Source organism: Pseudomonas poae, from assembly GCA_028869255.1.
GTDB lineage: Bacteria > Pseudomonadota > Gammaproteobacteria > Pseudomonadales > Pseudomonadaceae > Aquipseudomonas > Aquipseudomonas poae_C.
The window spans coordinates 5,001-25,154 of the sequence record CP110972.1 but is presented as its reverse complement, the minus strand read 5'-3'; the positions used below and the strand labels follow the sequence as shown (position 1 = coordinate 25,154).

10 protein-coding genes, 2 rRNA genes and 3 pseudogenes (1 of these 15 cut by a window edge) are annotated in these 20,154 nt (G+C 62.0%); 3 read left to right on the top strand and 12 right to left on the bottom strand.

Annotated features, from left to right (window positions below; genetic code table 11):
- The first annotated feature begins 35 nt into the window (after positions 1-35).
- Positions 36-1,439, top strand: coding sequence for an amino acid permease (locus LRS56_00095; protein WDU63042.1), 1,404 nt, complete (start codon positions 36-38; stop codon positions 1,437-1,439).
- 143 nt (positions 1,440-1,582) lie between these two features.
- Here LRS56_00095 and kynA read toward each other — a convergent pair whose 3' ends face one another.
- Complete coding sequence (gene kynA / locus LRS56_00090) at positions 1,583-2,440, bottom strand: tryptophan 2,3-dioxygenase (GenBank protein WDU63041.1); 858 nt, start codon at positions 2,438-2,440, stop codon at positions 1,583-1,585.
- Positions 2,437-3,087 carry an arylformamidase gene (gene kynB / locus LRS56_00085; protein WDU63040.1) on the bottom strand — a complete coding sequence of 217 codons (651 nt, stop codon included), beginning with the start codon at positions 3,085-3,087 and terminating at the stop codon, positions 2,437-2,439. The genes kynA and kynB overlap by 4 nt, the downstream gene beginning before the upstream one ends.
- Positions 3,088-3,434: 347 nt before the next feature.
- On the opposite strand from kynB, the gene LRS56_00080 reads away from it, so the two are divergent.
- Positions 3,435-3,779 carry a cupin domain-containing protein gene (locus LRS56_00080; protein WDU63039.1) on the top strand — a complete coding sequence of 115 codons (345 nt, stop codon included), beginning with the start codon at positions 3,435-3,437 and terminating at the stop codon, positions 3,777-3,779.
- Positions 3,780-3,991: 212 nt separating this feature from the next.
- On the opposite strand, the gene mmsB is transcribed toward LRS56_00080, so the two are convergent.
- Both mmsB and LRS56_00070 read right to left on the bottom strand, forming a co-directional pair.
- Positions 3,992-4,879 carry a 3-hydroxyisobutyrate dehydrogenase gene (mmsB, locus tag LRS56_00075; GenBank protein ID WDU63038.1) on the bottom strand — a complete coding sequence of 296 codons (888 nt, stop codon included), beginning with the start codon at positions 4,877-4,879 and terminating at the stop codon, positions 3,992-3,994.
- Between the two features lie 15 nt (positions 4,880-4,894).
- The gene (locus tag LRS56_00070) at positions 4,895-6,412 is read right to left on the bottom strand and encodes a CoA-acylating methylmalonate-semialdehyde dehydrogenase (protein WDU63037.1); all 1,518 of its coding nucleotides are present in this window, start codon (positions 6,410-6,412) and stop codon (positions 4,895-4,897) included.
- 131 nt (positions 6,413-6,543) lie between these two features.
- Here LRS56_00070 and LRS56_00065 point away from each other — a divergent pair.
- A pseudogene (locus LRS56_00065) lies at positions 6,544-7,492 on the top strand (LysR family transcriptional regulator).
- A gap of 146 nt (positions 7,493-7,638) precedes the next feature.
- Here LRS56_00065 and LRS56_00060 read toward each other — a convergent pair.
- The 8 genes and pseudogenes from LRS56_00060 to LRS56_00025 all read right to left on the bottom strand — a co-directional run.
- A complete protein-coding gene (locus tag LRS56_00060) occupies positions 7,639-8,130 on the bottom strand; it encodes an OmpA family protein (GenBank protein WDU63036.1) in 492 nt (163 codons plus the stop codon).
- Positions 8,131-8,134: 4 nt separating this feature from the next.
- Positions 8,135-9,397 (bottom strand): diguanylate cyclase, encoded by a 1,263-nt coding sequence (locus LRS56_00055; protein ID WDU63035.1) that lies wholly within the window; start codon positions 9,395-9,397, stop codon positions 8,135-8,137.
- Positions 9,394-9,960: a YfiR family protein gene (locus tag LRS56_00050; GenBank protein WDU63034.1), complete on the bottom strand. Its 567-nt coding sequence runs from the start codon at positions 9,958-9,960 to the stop codon at positions 9,394-9,396. Before LRS56_00050 ends, LRS56_00055 begins: the two co-directional genes overlap by 4 nt.
- 13 nt (positions 9,961-9,973) lie before the next feature.
- Positions 9,974-12,078 (bottom strand): annotated as a pseudogene (recD, locus tag LRS56_00045) (exodeoxyribonuclease V subunit alpha).
- Entirely contained in the window at positions 12,075-15,749 is a 3,675-nt protein-coding gene (gene recB, locus LRS56_00040; protein WDU63033.1) for an exodeoxyribonuclease V subunit beta, read from the bottom strand. Before recB ends, recD begins: the two are co-directional and overlap by 4 nt.
- Positions 15,746-19,197: pseudogene (recC, locus tag LRS56_00035) on the bottom strand (exodeoxyribonuclease V subunit gamma). The gene recB and the pseudogene recC overlap by 4 nt, the downstream one beginning before the upstream one ends.
- Positions 19,198-19,420: 223 nt before the next feature.
- Positions 19,421-19,536 (bottom strand): 5S ribosomal RNA (rrf, locus tag LRS56_00030).
- A 156-nt stretch (positions 19,537-19,692) separates the two neighbouring features.
- Positions 19,693-20,154 (bottom strand): 23S ribosomal RNA (locus LRS56_00025); it runs 2,431 nt beyond the window's last position.

Here is a 20,154-nt window from a genome sequence, read left to right as displayed (position 1 = left end):
AACCCTGAGAAATACAAAAGTAGAAGGGAATGTTAATGGCGGATGACATGGTTAACCCGGTGGGCCTCAAACGTGGCCTGAAGAACCGGCATATTCAGCTGATCGCCTTGGGAGGGGCGATCGGCACGGGGTTGTTCCTCGGCTCGGCCGGGGTGCTCAAGTCCGCGGGCCCGTCGATGATCCTCGGCTACGCGATTGCCGGGTTTATCGCGTTCCTGATCATGCGCCAGCTCGGCGAGATGATCGTCGAAGAGCCGGTGGCCGGCTCCTTCAGCCACTTCGCACACAAGTACTGGGGCGGCTACGCGGGCTTTTTGGCGGGCTGGAACTACTGGGTGCTCTATGTGCTGGTGGGCATGGCCGAACTGACGGCCGTGGGCAAATACATCCAGTTCTGGTGGCCGCAGATCCCCACGTGGGTCAGCGCGCTGGTGTTCTTCGTTGCGGTAAACCTGATCAACACCCTTAACGTGAAGTTCTTCGGTGAAGCCGAGTTTTGGTTCGCGATCATCAAGGTGGTGGCGATTGTCGGCATGATCGTACTCGGCTGCTACCTGTTGTTCAGCGGTACTGGCGGCCCGCAAGCCTCGGTCAGCAACCTGTGGAGCCACGGCGGGTTCTTCCCGAATGGCGGCATGGGGCTGTTGATGTCCATGGCCTTCATCATGTTCTCGTTCGGTGGCCTGGAGCTGGTGGGCATCACCGCCGCCGAGGCCAGCGAGCCACGCAAAGTGATCCCCAAAGCGATCAACCAGGTGGTGTACCGGATCCTGATTTTCTACGTCGGCGCCCTGACCGTGCTGCTGTCGCTGTACCCGTGGGACCAACTGCTGCAAACCCTCGGCGCGTCAGGCGATGCCTACAGTGGTAGCCCGTTTGTGCAGATCTTCTCGCTGATCGGCAACGACACCGCCGCGCACATCCTTAACTTCGTGGTGCTGACCGCGGCGCTGTCGGTGTACAACAGCGGCGTGTACTGCAACAGTCGCATGCTGTTTGGCCTGGCCGAGCAAGGCGATGCGCCCAAGGCGCTGATGAAGCTCAACAAGCAAGGCGTACCGCTGCGCGCGCTGGCGATTTCGGCACTGGTGACCATGCTGTGCGTGGTGGTCAACTACGTGGCGCCGCAAAGTGCCCTGGAGCTGCTGTTCGCGCTGGTGGTTGCCTCGCTGATGATCAACTGGGCGCTGATCAGCATCACCCATATCAAGTTCCGCAAGGCCATGGGCGAGCAAGGTGTGACGCCGTCGTTCAAGACCTTCTGGTTCCCGTTCAGCAACTACCTGTGCCTGGCGTTCATGCTGATGATCATCAGCGTGATGCTGGCGATCCCGGGTATTCGCGAGTCGGTGTATGCGATGCCGGTTTGGGTGGGGATTATCTATATCGCTTACCGGATGCGGGTGCGCAACAGCAATGCGGTAGTGAACGCACAGTGATACCTGTGGGAGCCGGGCTTGCCCGCGATGGCGGTGTGTCAGTCACTGGAGGTGTTAACTGACACACCGCTATCGCAGGCAAGCCAGCTCCCACATTGAATTGCATTCCAAAACAGAAAGCCCCGGATTACCGGGGCTTTTGTTTAGAGCGTGGAGCGTACTCGCCACAGCTCGGGGAACAGCACGGTGTCGAGCATCTTGCGCAAATACCCCACGCCTTCCGTCCCGCCCGTACCCGGCTGGAAGCCGATAATCCGCTCCACCGTGGTCACATGCCGGAAGCGCCACTGGCGGAACGAATCCTCCAGGTCGATAAACTTCTCGGCCAACTGATACAAATCCCAATAGCGGCTCGGGTCGCGATACACCTCACGCCACGCCGCCTCCACCGATTCATCGTGAACCGTCGCCGCCGTGGAATCGCGCTGAGCGCGTTGCGGATCAATCGCCAACCCCGCCTTCGCCATCAGGTTGACCGCCTCGTCATACAGCGACGGCGTGGCAATCGCCACTTTCAACTCGTTCAACAACTCCGGGCGATGGGCGTGCGGGCGCAACAGCGCCGCGCTTTTGTTGCCGAGGATAAATTCGATCTCACGGTACTGAAACGACTGGAACCCCGACGACTGCCCCAGGAACGGGCGAATCGCCTTGTACTCGGACGGCGTCATGGTCGCCAGCACCGCCCAGGCGTGCACCAGTTGATCAAAGATCCGCGACACCCGCGCCAGCATCTTGAACGCCGGCGGCAACTCACCCAGGCGCACGTGCTCGCGGGCGGCCTTGAGTTCGTGGAGCATCAGTTTCATCCACAGCTCGGAGGTCTGGTGCTGGATGATGAAGAGCATTTCGTTGTGGTCCGGCGACAGCGGGTGCTGGGCGCTGAGGACTTTGCCCAGGTCCAGGTAATCGCCATAGCTCATGGACTCGGAAAAATTCAGTTCGGCGTTATGCCATTCTTCGGGCGGCTGATAATCGGGAGAAAAAGGACACTGGCTCATCGCGTGGGCTCCTTGAGCGGGCGGAGAATGGCGCGGACCGGGCTGGCGTCCAGGTTGGCAAAGCGCAGCGGCAGCGCGATCAATTCATAGTCGCCCTCCGGTACGTCATCGAGCACGATGCCTTCGAGAATCGCCATGCCATGGCGGGCTACGGCGTTGTGGGAATCCATGGTCTTGGACTGTTGCGGGTCCAGCGACGGCGTATCGATACCGATCAGGCGCACCCCCAGGCTGGCGAGCAACTCGATGGTTTGCGGCGCAACGGCGGTGAAGTTCGAATCCCACTCTGTCAGCGGCGCTTGTGGATAAGTACGCAGCAGCACGCGCTCCGGCAGGTTATCCACACGCCCTTGCAGTTGATGCGGCTGCACCAGCGCGCCGCTGCCCAGGCAATGCAGCACGCGGCATGGGCCCATGTACACCTCCAGCGACACTTCGCCAATCGGCGCGCCGTCCGCGCTGTAATGCAGCGGCGCATCCACATGGGCGCCGGTGTGCGGCGACAAAGTAATGCGCCCGACATTCACCGGGCACTCCGGGCCGAACTGCCACACGCGCTCTTCCTGGAACGGCGTATCGCCCGGCCAGGTAGGGGTCGCCGTGCTCAAGGGCGGGCTGATATCCCACCACGTTTTTATTGGGTTCATTTCAAGGCTCTCACTCGTTCTGGGGTGAATGATACGAGGGCCCGCTGCGAATTTTCTTGCGAATTCCTGCGCCATACGGGAAATCTTTCGCACTTACTGCGAATAAATGGCGGATTAACGCATATATCTGTGGGAGCCGGGCTTGCCCGCGATGGCGTCGTGTCAGGTAATGAGAGGCAACCTGCGCCGTCGCCATCGCGGGCAAGCCCGGCTCCCACAGGGTTTTGTGGTGCCTGCTGAATCACCGTATGCCTGCGCTTCTGGGCATCCCGATGTCGAGTTCAGACCACTGACCCGCCCACCGACCCTATAGGGTTCGACTCTCGATCCCCTGCCTCGGAGTCATCATGTCCAAGCCCATCACCGTACTGCGCGACACCCACCCGCTGCCCGTCCTGGATGCCTGCAAATGGCAAAAACTCGAAGGCGACCCGCACACCGTCAACCTCAACGCCTACACCAGCGAAGACGGCAGCAAGATCATGGGCACCTGGATCTGCACCCCGGGCAAGTGGTACGTGGAATACGTGAAGTGGGAATACTGCCATTTCCAGGAAGGCTACTGCGTGATCACCCCGGAAGGCATGGAGCCGATCCACCTGCGGGCTGGGGATATCTTCGTGGTGGAACCGGGGATGAAGGGGACGTGGGAAGTGGTCGAGACGGTGCGTAAGTATTTTGTGTTTGCCTGAGCCACTCCTACAGCCAACCGCTTTCTTGTGGCGAACTGGCTTGTTGTGGCGAGCGGGCTTGTTGTGGCGAGCGGGCTTGCCCGCGTTGGGCTGCGTAGCAGCCCCCGGTCCAGTTACTGCTTTTTAACTGGAAAAACTCGGTGACGGTACTGGGGCTGCTTCGCAGCCCAACGCGGGCAAGCCCGCTCGCCACCGTTAAACTGGTCGCAGCACTACTTGGGCTTGCGGTAGCTGTTGATGATCGCCGAGAAGTCCTTGCCGCCTTCCCCACGCTGACTCATCGATTGATACAACTGCTGGGCCACAGCGCCAAGAATCACCGGCTGCTTGGCCTGGCGCGCGGCTTCGGTGGCCAGGCCCAGGTCCTTGAGCATCAGGTCGGCGCCGAACCCACCGGTATAACCACGCGATGACGGCGCAGTTTCAACCACGCCCGGCCACGGGTTGTAGGTGTCCGAACTCCAGCAGCGCCCGGTGGAGCTGTTGATGATGCCGGCCAGCACTTGCGTGTCGATGCCCAGTGCATCGCCCAGGGCCATGGCCTCGCTGACGCCGACCATACTGATCCCCAGCAACAGGTTGTTGCAGATCTTGGCAATCTGGCCGGTGCCCACGTCACCGCAATGCACGATATTGCGACCCATCTGCGCCAGCACCGGTTGCAGGGTGGCGTACAGTTCCGGGGTGGCGCCGACCATGAAAGTCAACGTCCCTGCGCTAGCACCGCCGGTGCCGCCAGAAACTGGAGCATCAGCTATCACCACACCTTGCTTGGCCGCCGCAGCGGCAACGTCGCGGATGGTTTGCGGGTCGATGGTGCTGCAATCCACGGCCGGCACGCCTTCACCAATCCCGGCGAGCACACCGTCTTCATTCAGCCAAACGCTGCGCACATGGGCGGCGGCGGGCAGCATGGTAATTACCAGCTCGGCGCCTTGTGCAGCTTCACGCGGTGAGCCTGTGACGGTGGCGCCCAGTTCTGCGAACTCCTTGAACACGCCTGGATTAACGTCGAACACATTCAACTTATTCCCTGCCAAAAGCAGGTTGCGGGCCATGGGCGCGCCCATGTTGCCCAAGCCGATAAATGCAATCTTCATGATCGTCTCCCCAAATCAGCGCAGGTTGATGGTGGTGTTGACGCCATCGTTGACCGTGTCGTCGTCAAACCAGCGGCTGGTAACGGTTTTGGTCTGGGTGTAGAACTGCACCACTTGCTTGCCATAGGGGCCGAGGTCGCCGAGCTTGGAACCACGCGAACCGGTGAAGCTGAAAAACGGCACCGGCACCGGGATCGGGATGTTGATGCCGACCTGGCCTACATCGATTTCGCTCTGGAACTTACGCGCCGCCGCACCGCTTTGGGTGAACAGGCCGGTGCCGTTGCCGAACGGGTTGGCGTTGACCAGCGCGATGGCCTCATCCAGCGTCGCCACTTCCAGCACCACCAGTACCGGGCCGAAGATTTCCTGGGTGTAGATCTGCATATCGGTCGTCACGCCCGAGAACAAAGTCGGGCCTACGAAGTTGCCGTGTTCGAAGCCTGGCACCTTGATGTCTCGGCCATCCAGCTCCAGCTTGGCGCCTTCTTTCACGCCGCTTTCGATCAGCTCCAGGATGCGCGCCTTGGCGCGCTTGGAAATCACCGGGCCGACATCCGTGCCCGCTTCGCTGCCGGCATTGACCTTGAGTTTTTGCGCCAGCGCTTTCAGATCCGGCAGCCACTGCTTGGCTGCACCCACCAGCACCACCACCGAGGTGGCCATGCAACGCTGGCCTGCCGCGCCGAAACCGGCACCGACCAGGGCATTCAAGGTGTGTTCACGGTTCGCGTCCGGCAGCACCACGGCGTGGTTCTTGGCGCCCATCATCGACTGCACGCGCTTGCCATGTTTACCGGCCAGGTCGTACACGTGAGTACCCACGGCGGTCGAGCCGACGAAGGACACCGCCTTGATGTCTTTATGGGTGCACAGCGCATCCACCACATCCTTGCCGCCGTGCACCACGTTGAGCACACCGGCCGGTACACCGGCTTCCAGTGCCAACTCCACCAGCAGCAGGGTCGACAGTGGGTCCTGCTCGGACGGTTTGAGCACGAAGGTGTTACCGCAGGCAATCGCCATCGGGAACATCCACAGCGGAATCATCGCCGGGAAGTTGAACGGGGTAATCCCCGCACACACACCGATGGGCTGGCGCAGGGTGTAGGTGTCGACGCCACCGGCGACGTTTTCAGCGAATTCACCCATCTGCAAGGTGCCGATGGAGCACGCGTGTTCCACCACTTCCAGGCCACGGAAAATATCGCCCTCGGCATCGGCAATGGTCTTACCCTGCTCGGCGCTGAGGACTACGGCGATGCGTTTGGAATGTTCGCGGATCAGCGCTTGCAGCTTGAGCATGATGCGCATGCGTGCGCCGATCGGCGTGAGCTTCCAGGTTTGAAAAGCGTGATGGGCGGCGTCGATGGCGGCGTTGACTTCATCGGCGGTGGCGAAAGGGACTTTGGCCAACACCTCTTGGGTGGCCGGGTTGACGATGTCTTGCCAGTGGGTAGTCAGGGACTCAACCCATTCACCGTTGATCAGCAACTTGACCCGTTGCACGGAAATATCGGCAGAAGCGTTCATGTGGTCTCCAAATCTTATAGTTATGCAGAGACAAGGCGCGTAAACCGCCTTGGGAAATGAGGCGTTCGGACTGTTTTTGGAGTATAGATGTGCAAATCTCTAATAAGAACGCACATAAAAGCCGGTCCAATATGCAAAAAAACATCACATCGCTGGGCTCCCTGAATTGGGACGACCTGAAGTTTTTCCTCGAAGTGGCCCGCACCCGCAAGGCCAGCGTGGCCGCCAAGCGCCTGGCGGTGGACTACACCACCGTGTCGCGGCGCATCAGCTCTCTGGAAGTGTCACTCGGCACGCTGCTGTTCGAAAAATCCCGGACCAACGGTTTTGTGCTCACCGCCGAGGGCCAGCGTTTACTGGGCTACGCGGAGTCCATCGAAAGCACCCTGCACATGGCCTGCGAGCAGGTGTCCGGCTCTGGCGTGGCGCTGTCCGGCCATGTGCGCATGGGCTGCACCGAAGGCTTCGGCAGTTTTTTTTGTTACGCCGCAGCTCAGCCACTTTGTCGACACCTACCCGGCAATCTCCGTCGACATCCTGCCCCTGCCCCACTTCATCAGCCTGTCCAAGCGCGAAGCCGACATTGTTATCGCCCTGGAACGCCCGGAACACGGGCCGTATGTGTGCTGCAAACTGTGTGACTACAAATTGCAGCTGTACGCGACCCAGGAATACCTCGACCAACACCCGCCGATCCGCAAACCTGCGGATCTGGCCGAGCATCCCTTTATCAGCTATGTGGATGACCTGGCGTTCAGCTCCGAGCTGCTCTACCTCGCCAACGTGGTGCCCGGCGCCAGCGCCAGCCTGCGCAGCACCAGCGTGATCGCGCAGTACGTGGCGGCGCAGCAGGGGCGGTCGATGGCGATATTGCCGTGCTTTTTGGCCGCGCAGGACCCGCGTTTGCTGCCGGTACTGGGGGAGCAGATTGCGATTACGCGGCAGTTCTGGATGTATTGCCGGGAGGATCTGCGCAAGTTGAAGCGGATTACCTTGTTGTGGGATTACATCAGGGAGGTGACGGAGCAGAACCAGGGGCTATTGATGGGGGAAACGCGGGAGATAAAATTCGCGGATTAAAGCACCATCAACGATGGCTCGGTGATCCGGTCTCGCGACGAGTGTAAGCGGCGGACGCAACATTCAGCTCAAACACAAATTGGTGTGGGAGCTGGCTGCCTGCTCCCACGTCCGACCGCCTTACAAAATCGGAATGGGGTGAGCCCTCAGTCCGCAATCACCACAATCGACACTCGCCGATTCTCGGTGCGCCCTGCCGCGGTGTCATTGGACGCCACTGGCTGACTGCTGCCCAGGCCGCGCAGCTGGATATTCTCTTCTTTCATACCCACAGTGGTCAGCACCGTAGCCACGCTTTTGGCGCGGCGCAGGGACAGTTGCTGGTTGTAGGTTTCCTTGCCCGAGGCGTCGGTGTGGCCGTCGACGCGCACGCGTTGGATACCCACGCTCAGCAGGGCCTTGCCGATACGCTGGACGATGTCGGTGCTGGGCTGGTTGAGGGTTTCGACGTCGCTGCCAAACAGTACTTTGCCGGACAGGCCGAACGCCCAGCCGTCGTCGGTCAACTCAAAGCCTTGTTGCTTGAGGACCGCGACCTGCGCCGGGGTCAGTCCCTTGGGTGGGGCCGTCTGGCAACCGCCGAGACCCAGCAGGGCCACCAGCAGGGTGATAAACATAAAACGCGTGGTCGAGAACAAGGGATCAACTCCTGTGTTGAACGTTGGCGACGGGGTGCTCCGACTCCGCCGTTTGCTGGCCACCTAATGACAGGCGCTTGGCCTGGTACATCGCTGCGTCGGCGGCATTGAGCAAGGTGCCGGGGGTGGCGCCATGATCGGGGTAGAGGGCAATACCGATGCTGAGGGAGGTCACTACCTGGGTGTTGCCCGGCACGGGAATCGGCTGGTCCATGCTGGCGATGATCTTGTCGGCGATGCGCCGGGCATCTTCGACCTTGTGCAGTGGCGCCAACAGGATGGCGAATTCATCACCGCCCAGGCGCGCCACCAGGTCATCTTCACGCAGTTGAGCCCGCACACGCTCGGCGACGGCGACCAGCACGGCATCGCCTGCAGCATGGCCAAAGCTGTCATTGATCTCTTTGAAACGGTCGCTGTCGAGGTACAGCACCGCCACCTGTTCCTTGGCCTTGGCGGCGCTGCGCAGGGTGCGAATCAAGCGGCCTTCGAAGAACGCACGGTTGGGCAGGCCGGTGAGGCTGTCGTGGTTGGCCTGGTGCGCGAGGCTTTCGTTTTCGCTTTGCAGGTGGCTTTGCCAGGCTTCCATTTCGCCGAGCAACGCGTTGAAGTCGCTGCCCAGGCTGTCGAGTTCGGCGATTCGCGCCGGTGGCACGCGGCGGTCGAAATCACGTTCGCTGCGGGCCGCGTGGGCCACGGCGGCCAGGCTTTGCAGCGGGCCGGTGATTCCGCGCAGCAAGCGCCGCGCCAGGTGCAGGGCCACCCAGGCACTGAGGGCGGTGCAGATCAGAATCCCGGCCAACCCGCTAAGCAGAAAGCGCAACAGGCTGGCGCCATGGCCGGTGAGGTGAATGCTGCCGATGGTGCGACCCTGGTGCTGGATCGGCTGGCTGATCGGCTGTTCGAGCAGGGTGTGCGCCAGCTCCAGTTCGACCCGCGACAGCATGCCGGTTTCCGGACGTGTCCATTGCGCCAACAGCTTGCCATTGGCGTCGAACACTTCGGCCTGGGCCACTTCTTCAGTGGAGGCGATCAGGCTGAGGGCTTCGGTGGCCGCCGCGCTGTCGTTGAACACCACCGCCGCTTCCACGGTGTAGTTGATGGAGCGTGCGATCAGGTGCAGGTTGTGCTCGGCGTACACACGCAGTGCCAGCACGCCGAGCAGGGTCAGGGAGATACTCGCCAGGCTCACCGCCACCAGCGCCAGGATCAGGTGCCCCCGGCCGATGACCGAACGCAGGGTCGGTCGCGCGTTATCGACCCTCATGGCGTGGTCGCTCGGCGGCGGGACAGTTGCAGTACGCTGGGGTGAATGCGCACGCCGCTGCGCGCCACGGAGTCGAGGTTCACCTCGAACGACACTTGTTCATCGCCTACCCGCAGGCAGAACAGGCTGCCCACCGTGCACTGGTCGCCCCCTTCGCTGATGCTGAGCACCGGGTGGCCGATCAACGAGGCAAACAGACGGTTGCGTTCATCGCCGGTGAGCTTGCCGATGTACACGGCGTCACACGCATTGACGATATCGGGATGGTCGGCCAACAGGCGCTGTACCACCACCGGGCGGCCAGTGGCCTGGGTGGTGCCCTTGACCAGGTCGTCGGTGTATTGGGTCGGCCCGACGATGCACAAATGCAATTGCGCAGGCTCCACCGGCCAGCGCGCATAACTGAGGATACCGAGCACCACTTGGGTGACCGCCTGGGCGCGGGAGTCGGCAGGGCTGGCGGCCTGGGCCCCCGCAGGGGGCGCAAGCAGGCACAGAAGCGCCACCAGCAGCAGGTGTCTCCAGCTCAAACTACGCTCTGTGGACGAGACAGCCACGTTCATGCAGCGATTTCTCTCAGATGTTTTCAGGGTGATGCCGCAACGATAGCACAGCGTCAGATATTTCTGACTCCTGACCCAACTCCAGCATCAGCCCACTCAAGCGCTTGACCTTGCGCCTTACCGCTTCCTCAAACACCCCGCCACGCGGCTCGATCAGGCTGAACCAGCGCTTGGCGCGGGTGATGCCGGTGTAGATCAGCTCTTTGGTGAGCACCGGGTTAAGCGCATCCGGCAGGATCAGCGCGGTGTGAGTGAACTCGGAGCCCTGGGACTTGTGCACGGTCATGGCGTACACGGTTTCCACATCATTCAGACGGCTGGGCAGTACAAAACGCACGCCGCCCTGGCCATCGTTACGTGGGAAAGCGACTCGCAGCACCTGAGGGCCGCCGTCGCTTTCGGGCAGTTTGAGGGCAATGCCGATATCGCCGTTCATCAAGCCCAGGCCGTAGTCGTTGCGCGTCATCAGTACGGGGCGGCCCTCGTACCATTGCTCGTCACCCTCAATCAGGCGCACTTTGCGCAAGGCGGCGGTGATGCGCAGGTTGAGCCCTCCACCCCCCACGGGCCCTTGCGCACGGCGCAGAGCAACTGGAACGCGTCGAAGGCTTGCAGCAGTTGTTGCGCCCAGTGGGTCCAGGCGATGTCCTCACGCGGGGTGTCGAGGGCCGGACGCGCACTGTGCAGCAGGTTGAGGTAATAGCGATATCCGCCGGCGCCATCGCCCTGCCCGTCCAGTACCAGGCGCTCCAGCGCGTGGTCGTGCTCGCCCTTGAGGCTCACGCAGAACAGATCTGGGTGGCTGCGGGCGGCCAGCAGCTTGCGCGCCTCGTCGGCGTTTTGCTGGTTGACCCACCGTGCGAGTTGGCCGATGCCGCTGCCTTCGCCAAAACGCCGCGAGTACCGCAGCATCATCACTTGCTGGGCCAGGGGGTGGCTGCCATCGAGGTCTTCCTGCAGGCCGCTGGCGCTGAGGTCTTCGCCGCTGGCGGTTTGCAGCCATTGGCGAGTCTGCGGGCTGTACCAGCCAGCTTCGGCGTCGCGGCACAAATCGCCGAGTACCGCGCCCGCCTCCACAGACGCCAGCTGGTCCTTGTCGCCCAACAGCACCAGGCGCGCATGGGGCGGCAAGGCGTCCAGCAGGTTGGCCATCATTTCCAGGTCGATCATCGAGGCTTCGTCCACCACCAGTACATCCAGCGGCAATGGGTTGCCCAAGTGGTGACGGAAATGCCGAGTGCCCGGGCGACTGCCCAGCAGGCGGTGCACGGTGGTGACTTGGGTCGGGATTTTTTCCTTCACGCTTTCCGGCACTTTCAGCGACAGCACTTGCTGGCTGATGGATTCGGTGAGGCGCGCAGCGGCCTTACCGGTAGGCGCGGCGAGGCGGATGCGCAACGGCGTGCCGGCTTCCACGGCGGGCGCCTGCAACAGCGCGAGCAGGCGTACCACGGTGGTGGTCTTGCCCGTGCCGGGGCCGCCAGTGACGATGCTGAACGCCCCACGGGTGGCCAGGGCGCAGGCGAGCTTTTGCCAGTCGATCACGCCATCGGGTGGCGGTTGGTCGAACAGGCTATTCAGGCGTTGCGGCAAGTCGGCGGCGAGACTTTCCTGGGTCGCCAGGCGCAGGCGCAAGGCCGTGTCGATGCGTCGTTCGTAGGTCCAGTAGCGGCGCAAATACAGGCGCTTGCCGGACAGCACCAACGGGCGGCTTTGCGCAGCGTCACTGCCATCGACGGCCAGGGCCACCAGGCGGCTGGCGGCCAGGGCATGGCACCAGTGCGCGCCGTCCACACCGTCGAGCAGTTGCGAGGGCAGCAGCATGGCACCGGTTTGCAGGTCGCCTTCGGGCGGCAAGGACAGGGCGAAATCCGGCGCCTTGAGGGTTTCGAACAGGTCAAGGCACACGTGTCCATGGCCCAACTGATGACTGGTTAATGCCGCAGCCAGCAGCACCAGCGGGTCGGCCTGCGGGTCGAGTTCGTGCAGGAAGCCGACAAACGCCTTGTCCAGCGCACGCAGCCAGCCACGCTCCACCCAGCGTTCGAGCAGTTGCAGCAGGTCGGCGGCGTGGCTCAGGGGCGCCAGTTCCTCAAGCGGTAACGGCGACAGGCTCATAACAGCACTCCTTGTTCCCAGGCGGGCTCAACCTTGGGCGGGATGGGTTTGCCCTGGAACAACAGGTCCAAGCCTTCGATCAGCTCGCGTGGCGGCCGAGTGAAATACGCGCCCTGGCTGGCGGCCCGGGTACCGCGCAGGAACAGGTACAGCGCGCCGCCGATATGGCGCTCGTACTCGTAGTCCGGCAGGCGAGCCTTCAGCTGGCGGTGCAAGGCCAGCAGGTAAAGTACGTATTGCAGGTCGTACCGATGCTCAAGGATCGACTGTTCCATCGCTTCATGGGTGTAGGCCGAATCGTCAGGGCCGAGCCAGTTGGATTTGTAGTCGGCCACGTAGTAGTGGCCGTCATGTTCAAACGTGAGGTCGATAAAGCCCTTGAACATGCCATTGAGCAGCACCGGTTCGGCGGCAACGCGGGACACGCCGTTGTGGGTGTGCTGGCACACCAGCTTGTCGAGGGCGAGCACGTCGACCTTGTGGCTGGCGAACCAGAACTCCATTTCGATCTGATACTGCTGCAGGCTGCTGAGGCTGACGTGATCGTTATCCACCGGCAGCGGCGTTTGCAGCAGATGGCCCAGCCAGCCGCTGAGGGTGAGGATCCAGCCCTCCCAATTGCGCCGGTTACAGCGTGCACCCACGGCTTTTTCGATGGCCTCTGGGGTGACGTTGAAACCTTCTTCCCCCGCCCACTCCAACAGGCCATGCAGGAAGGTGCCGGGATTGGGGCCGCGTGGGAAACGGTGAATATCACCGCCAGACGCTGCCACTTCACGCGGGGCGTCGGGGTCCAGGCGTTCGTCGTCGAACAGTTTCTGGGCCTGTGGGCTTTCCGGCGCTTCGAGAGTGGCGGCGCTCATGCTGTCGCCAATGCGCAACGCGCTGTAGGACGCAATCCACCAGTTTTCGGCGGCCTTGCGCTTGGGCAGCAACGGCGCAAGCAAAGTGGCTTGGTTGCGCGGCGGGTGGAATAAGCTGTCTTGCGCGTCAGGGACCTGGCCGTAATCGATGGCGGCGCAGCCTGCCTGCAGATCCAGCAACCAGCGCGCCAGCCCGGCGGATTCTCCCAGCGCCGCGCCGGCGCCGAGCAAATAGCCGAGTGCCGACAGGTGCAACACGGAGCTGCTGTTGTTGCCGCGCTTGAGGTCGGCAACGCCGAGCCAGCACGCATGTTTGGCGCGGGTCAGGGCCACATAGAACAAGCGCAGGTCTTCAGCCAGGCGCTCATCATCGGCCTGGGCGATCAGTTCGGCGGTCGGGCGCAGGCTCACTTGGGATTTGCCCTGCTCGTCGTGGTAATGCAGCGGCAAACGGCTGCCGTCCACCGGCTTGGCCGAACAGATAAACGGCAGGAACACCAAGTCATATTCCAGGCCCTTGGATTTGTGGATGGTCACCACCTTGACCAGTTGCTCGTCACTTTCCAGGCGCAGGATCTGCTCTTCGCCGGCCTGCCCCGACAGCGCCAGGTGTTCGGCCAGATGGCGAATCAACGCCTGCTCGCCGTCCAGTTCCGACGCGGCCTGTTGCAGCAATTCGCTGAGGTGCAACAGGTTGGTCAATACGCGTTCGCCATCACTGCGGGCGATCAGGGTTTGCGGCAGTTTGAAATCGTGCAGCAGGCGCCGCAGCATCGGCAGCACGCCTTGGGTGCGCCAGATCGCCCGGTAGCCACGGAACTGCATTACGCGGGTTTCCCACGCCAGCTCGTCCTGATTCAGACGCTCCAGTTCCGGCAATGACAGGTTCAAGGTGACGCAGGCCAAGGCGGCACGCAGCGGGCGTTCGACGTCCGGCTCGGCGCAGGCCTTGAGCCAGGCCAGCAGGTCGTGAGCTTCCTGGGCGGCGAACACTGAGTCCTTATCCGACAGGTACACACTGCGCACGCCACGAGCAGCCAACTCGGCGCGCACGGCTTGGGCTTCTTTGCCGTCGCGTACCAGGATGGCGATGTCTGACGGAAGTACGCCTTTGAAGCTACCGTCCGCGTGTAGGAAACCGGCGCTGCCTTGTTGCCCGCCGTTGAGTAATTCGACAATTTGCGTGGCACAGGCGCCAGCCAGTTGCTGGCGATATACCGCGTTGGAAATCGGCTGATCGGTAGCCAGGTGCCAGAGGTTCATGGCCGGCAGCGTCTGACCGTCGACCTGCAATTGCTCCTTGCGCCCTTGGGACAGTACCGAGTGGAACGGCACCGGGTTGCCGCCATTCGGCTCGCGGAAAAGGAACGCGCCACGGCCGGTTTCCGCACGCTGGAACACATGATTAACCGCCTCGACCATCGCATGGCTGGAGCGGAAGTTGGTGCCCAGCGTGTGGTGGCGGCCGGTGGTGGACTGGCGGGCGCGCAGGTAGGTGTAGATGTCCGCGCCACGGAACGCATAGATCGCCTGCTTGGGGTCACCGATCAGGAACAGGCCGCTGTCGTGGTGGTTTTCTTCGATGCGATAGATGCTGTCGAAGATGCTGTATTGCACCGGGTCGGTGTCCTGGAATTCGTCGATCAGGGCCACCGGGAACTGTTCGCGGATCACACTGGCCAGGCGTTCGCCGCCGTCGCTTTGCAGGGCCGCGTTGAGACGGATCAGCATGTCGTCGAAGCCCATTTCGGCGCGGCGGCGTTTTTCTTCTTCAAAACGTTTACCCACCCAACCGGCAGCGTGTTGCAACACGGCGGCGTCGGGGGTTGGCAGTGCGTCGAGAGCGGCTTTGAGGCCGGCCATCGCATCGATGCCGGGGTGCTGCGGCGGGTCGCCCTTCCAGGCTTCGGCCATGCCGTCGGGGGTGAGGCGCGTGAAACCGGTACCGATGTCCAGTTGTTCGAGGGTTTCGTCAGCCGCCCAGGCGCTGATCTTTTCAAACCAGGGCTCAAAGTAACGCGCTTGCATCTTGCGGCCATCGACGGCTTTGGCGGCCACGGCTTGCAGGCAGATATCACGCAGTTCGGCGGCCCATTGCTGCCAGGGCGCCTTGAGTTGTAACAGCGCTTCGCGGCGCTCTTGCAGGCAGGCGTTGATCAGCTCTGCGGGCTCGCGGGCTTCATCGGTGGGCCGTTCACTGCCGAACAGGGCGCGCACGCGTGGCATCAACGCGGCCGGGCCACCCCAGTTGCTGCGTACCCAATTGAGCGCGTCGTCGTGCATCGGGTAGCAGAACAGCCGCCAGTAATCGCGTAGCACTTCGCCGAGCAAGTCGCTGTGGTCGGTTTCCAGGGTTTGGGTGAACAGGCTGCCGCTGTCGAATGCGTGTTCGCGCAGCATGCGCTGGCACCAACTGTGGATGGTCGAGACGGCGGCTTCATCCATCCATTGCGCGGCGATGTCCAGGCGGTTGGCGCACGCGGGCCATTGCTCGGGCAGGTATTGGTCGCGCAGGTCGGCGATCAGGGCATCCGGTTGTTGGATTTCGTCACGAAAGAAGCGTGCGGCTTCAGCCAGGCGAATGCGGATGCGCTCGCGCAGCTCTTTGGTGGCGGCGTCGGTGAAGGTCACCACCAGGATTTGCGGCGGCAACAGTTCGCGGCCAAAGCCGGACTCATCGCCCCCATGGCCGAGCACCAGGCGCAGGTACAAGGCGGAAATGGTGAAAGTCTTGCCGGTGCCGGCGCTGGCTTCAATCAGCTGGCTGCCTTTTAGCGGGAAGGCCAGGGCCAAGGGTTTGCTGCTCATGCGCCGGCCTCCTCACTGCTGAGCGATCGCCATGGGGCGTTGATCAGTGGGCGATACAGGGTTTCGCACCAACCTTCGAATTCTTCGCTGGCGATGAGCGCCGCGTAGTCGGGGAACTGGCGGGTGAGCGCTGGGGTTTCGCGGCGCTCGCCGTCGGTGGTCAGGCCGTCGCCCTCGTATGCTTTGCTGGCAGCACCCTGGGCCTTGGCGGGGTCGGTTTGGCCGAGCCAGGCGAAGGCGGTTTTAACCGCTACGGGGAGCGGCTTTCGCATGCCATTGTGCCGGGCCAGCAACAGGTCGCCGAGGATTTCCCGGGCGCCCGACTGATCCAGCGGAGCCAGGAGCAAGGTGTCGTCACTGGCGACCAACCCCGTGCTGAGGGGCAAGCCGCAGGCGCAGGCGACCACATGGTTAACCCACGGACGAATCAGCCGGTGCCACTTGCGAGTCTTGATCGAGCCGATGCTGTTGGGGATGGTAGTCACGCTTAGCAAACCGCCATCACTGCGTCGGTGCAGGCCGCTGATCCAGCCTTCCAACGCGATACCTTGATGCTCAAAACTGATCGGTTCAGCGGTGGTGTGGGGGTTGGCCAGAGAGCCAGAAGCTGTTGGTAGCGCTGCAACAGGTCTGGCAGAGGCTCGATCAGTTCGTTGCGCAGGCACTCGCCGAAACCGACCATGGGCAACAGACCACTGCCTTGCAGGCGCAGGGCCTGGGCGTTCAAGGCCCGGTCGAGGTGCTCGGGCTGGCTCAGCGCGGCATTCAGCAGACTGTCGCTCAAGCTGTAGCGTTGCAGTGCGTCAAGCACGAAGGGCTCCTCATCTGCCAGCGGTACTTCGGCGGCTTCGAAGAACACTTTCAGACGTTGGCTGAAGAAATGTTTGACCGGGTTACGCAGAAAGTCCTGCAGTTGGCCGAGGCTCAGCGGTTCGTCCTGTTGGTGCGGCGTGAGTTCATCTTCTTCCGGGGCGGCATCCGCGGCCTGATGCAGCAATTGCCATTCACGGGCGTAGCTGAACAGTTCGTCACCTTCGTGGAAGTAGCGGGCGCTGAAGGGTTGGAGCGGATGTTCTTGAGTCATGGCGTCCAACAGGGGGAGTTGGGCGTCTGCGTTCTGCCAGCCGCTGGCGAGATGGTCGCGCAGTTGGCCGATCAATACCGAAGCCGGGCGGTCGCTGTTGTCGCGGATACTACGACCGACCCAACTGATATAGAGCTGGTCGCGGGCCGACAGCAGCGCTTCGAGCAGCAGGTAGCGGTCGTCCTCACGGCGTGAACGGTCGCCGGGGCGGTAGTCGCTGCCCATCAGGTCGAAGTCCAGCGGCGGTTGGGCACGCGGGTAGTCGCCATCATTCATGCCCAGCAGGCAGACCAGCTTGAACGGGATCGCACGCATGGGCATCAGGGTGCAGAAATTGACAGCTCCGGCGAGGAAGCGCTGGGACAGGCGACCCTGGTCCAGGCCGGCGAGCCAGGCTTCACGGACTACGGTGAGGGGTAACTCGTCCTGTAGGCCGACGGACTCGCAGGTCTCTAGCCAGTCTTCCCTGAGCTGTTCAAGTTGGCCCAGGAGGTAGTCATCGTGTTCGCTGCTGGGCAGGAAGAACAATTGCATAAGGCCCTGCAGGCGCTCGCCCCACGCTTGCGGGATCGCCGGTTGGGACAGCGCTTGATGCGCGTCATGCAGGGCGTCAAGCAAGGCCACCAGAGGGCCGATCAGGGCAGCGTCGAGGCCGCCGATTTCATCGTAGGGCTCAATGCCGTCGCAGGCGAGGCCGGTGCCGACGGCGTAACCCAGCAGCATACGGCGCAGGCCAAATCGCCAGCTGTTTTGTTCCAGCTCGTTTGGCAACCCCAGACCGGCCCTTTGCTCGGCGTTAAGGCCCCAACGGATGCCCGCACCTTCGATCCAGCGGTGCAGCGTGGGCAGGTCGCGCTCCTTGATCGCGAAACGCTCGCGCAGGGCGGGAACGTCAAGCAGGTCGAGGATTTCGCTGACCGGGAAGCGGCTGTCCGGGAGTTTAAGCTGGTGCTCCACGGCGATCAGCAGAGGGTCGCGGCCGCGCTGGCCTTGGTCGGTGAGGGTGAAGGGGATGAAACGTGGGTCGGACCTTTCCAACTGGCCGAACACGGCGCGGATATGCGGGGCGTAGCTGTCGACATCAGGGACCATGACGATGATGTCCCGCGGGCGCAGCGTGGGGTCGGCGCTGAAGCGTTGGAGCAATTGATCATGGAGAATTTCCACTTCGCGCTGGGCGCTGTGGGCAACGTGGAAACGGATGGAGCTGTCGTTATTCAGGTCGACGACAGGCCAGAGCTCACGTGTTTCGTTAAGCGGGCGCAGTTCAAGGATGTCGTCCTGAAGTTGGTTGAGCAATGTGGTCGGCTGACTGTCGCTGAACAGGTCGATGCGGCCGTCACGGAAGGCGGCGCGGTAGCTGTTGGGGTCGTCGTAACTGTCCAGCAGGCTGATGTAGTCACGACCTTGTTTGCCCCAGGCGGCCAGCAGCGGGTGGGCGTGCTGGTGCAGGGTTTGGGGGTCGATGGTGACGGGCATGCCGGCCTTGCGCGCCTGGCGCTTGTACTCATTACGCAGCAGGTCTTTATCGGCGACGATGTCGGACCAATGGTGGCGGCAGGGGTTGTGTACGCACAGCAGCACTTGGCTGAATCGCGCCAGACCAGCGAGGGCTTCGAGTGCTTGCGCGGGCAGTGAAGAAATCCCGAAGACGATCACTCGGGAAGGCAATCCCGGGGGCGCTTGCTCAAGGGTGTTGATGCGTTCGATAAAGCGTTGGTGCACGCCGGCGCGGCTTTGGGCCATGCCCTCTTCACCCACATCCAGGAGCAATGCTCGCCACAGTTCCGCCTGCCAGCAATTGGCGGGGTTCAGTGGTTTGGCTTCACCTCGACCGTTGCGCAGTTGGTGGCGGCCGGCGGCCCAGTCTTCCAGCCAATCGGCGCGGTATACCTGGTATTGGTCGAACAGGTCGGCCAAGCGTTCCGCCAGTTGATAGCGTTTGCGCAGGTCGGTGTCGTGGGTCAGGAAGCGCTGCAGGGGCTCAAAGTGCGGTTGGTCGATAAGCTCCGGGAGCAGGCGCATCAGGCGCCAGGTCAGCGGGGCCTTATCGAGCAGGGACTTGGCCGGGATTTCATCCTTGCCCAGGACCATGCGATACAGTTGCCACATAAAGCTGCCGGGGAGCTGGACATCGATAGCGGCAGCAATGCCGCAGCCGCCCATATCGTCTTCTTCCGGATCTTCGGCCAAGGCCAGCTTGAGCCATTGGGCGATACCGTTGCTTTGTACCAGGGCGATTTCATTTTCCAGGGGAGCCAGCGGATAACGACGCATCCAGCTGACTACCAGGCTGCGCAGTTCGTCCAGGCGGTTGCCGTGAACCACCATGAATCCAGCGGTGAGGGACGTCGCATCCGGCATAACGGCTTCCTTGGGAAAAGCAAAATCGAGGGAGCGACTTTAGCACTGAAGGCGGTATTGGCGGTCTTGGGATGTAATGTAAGGGCAGATTTTGGGCTTCTGCGGCGTGTCAGGTGGTTAGGGTTACCGCCCATCGCGAGCAAGCTCAGCGCCTGTTTAGCTTTCCGACCGCCCAAAACAAAACCCCTGCTTGCGTTAGCAAACAGGGGGTTCTGGAATTTAATCTTGACGATGACCTACTCTCACATGGGGAAACCCCACACTACCATCGGCGATGCATCGTTTCACTACTGAGTTCGGGATGGGATCAGGTGGTTCCAATGCTCTATGGTCGTCAAGAAATTCGGGTACTGAGTCGTGACCAGCTGGCCTCGCTTCAGCAAATTGGGTATGTGATAGCTTTCGGTGTTTGTGAACGTCGAACTTTCGGTTCATTTCGTCTTCACACACCGTAATCTGGTGCCTTCTCAGGTCAGCAAATTGCTTGGGTGTTATATGGTCAAGCCTCACGGGCAATTAGTATTGGTTAGCTCAACGCCTCACAGCGCTTACACACCCAACCTATCAACGTCGTAGTCTTCGACGGCCCTTCAGGGAACTCAAGGTTCCAGTGAGATCTCATCTTGAGGCTAGTTTCCCGCTTAGATGCTTTCAGCGGTTATCTATTCCGAACATAGCTACCCGGCAATGCCACTGGCGTGACAACCGGAACACCAGAGGTTCGTCCACTCCGGTCCTCTCGTACTAGGAGCAGCCCCTCTCAAATCTCAAACGTCCACGGCAGATAGGGACCGAACTGTCTCACGACGTTCTAAACCCAGCTCGCGTACCACTTTAAATGGCGAACAGCCATACCCTTGGGACCGGCTTCAGCCCCAGGATGTGATGAGCCGACATCGAGGTGCCAAACACCGCCGTCGATATGAACTCTTGGGCGGTATCAGCCTGTTATCCCCG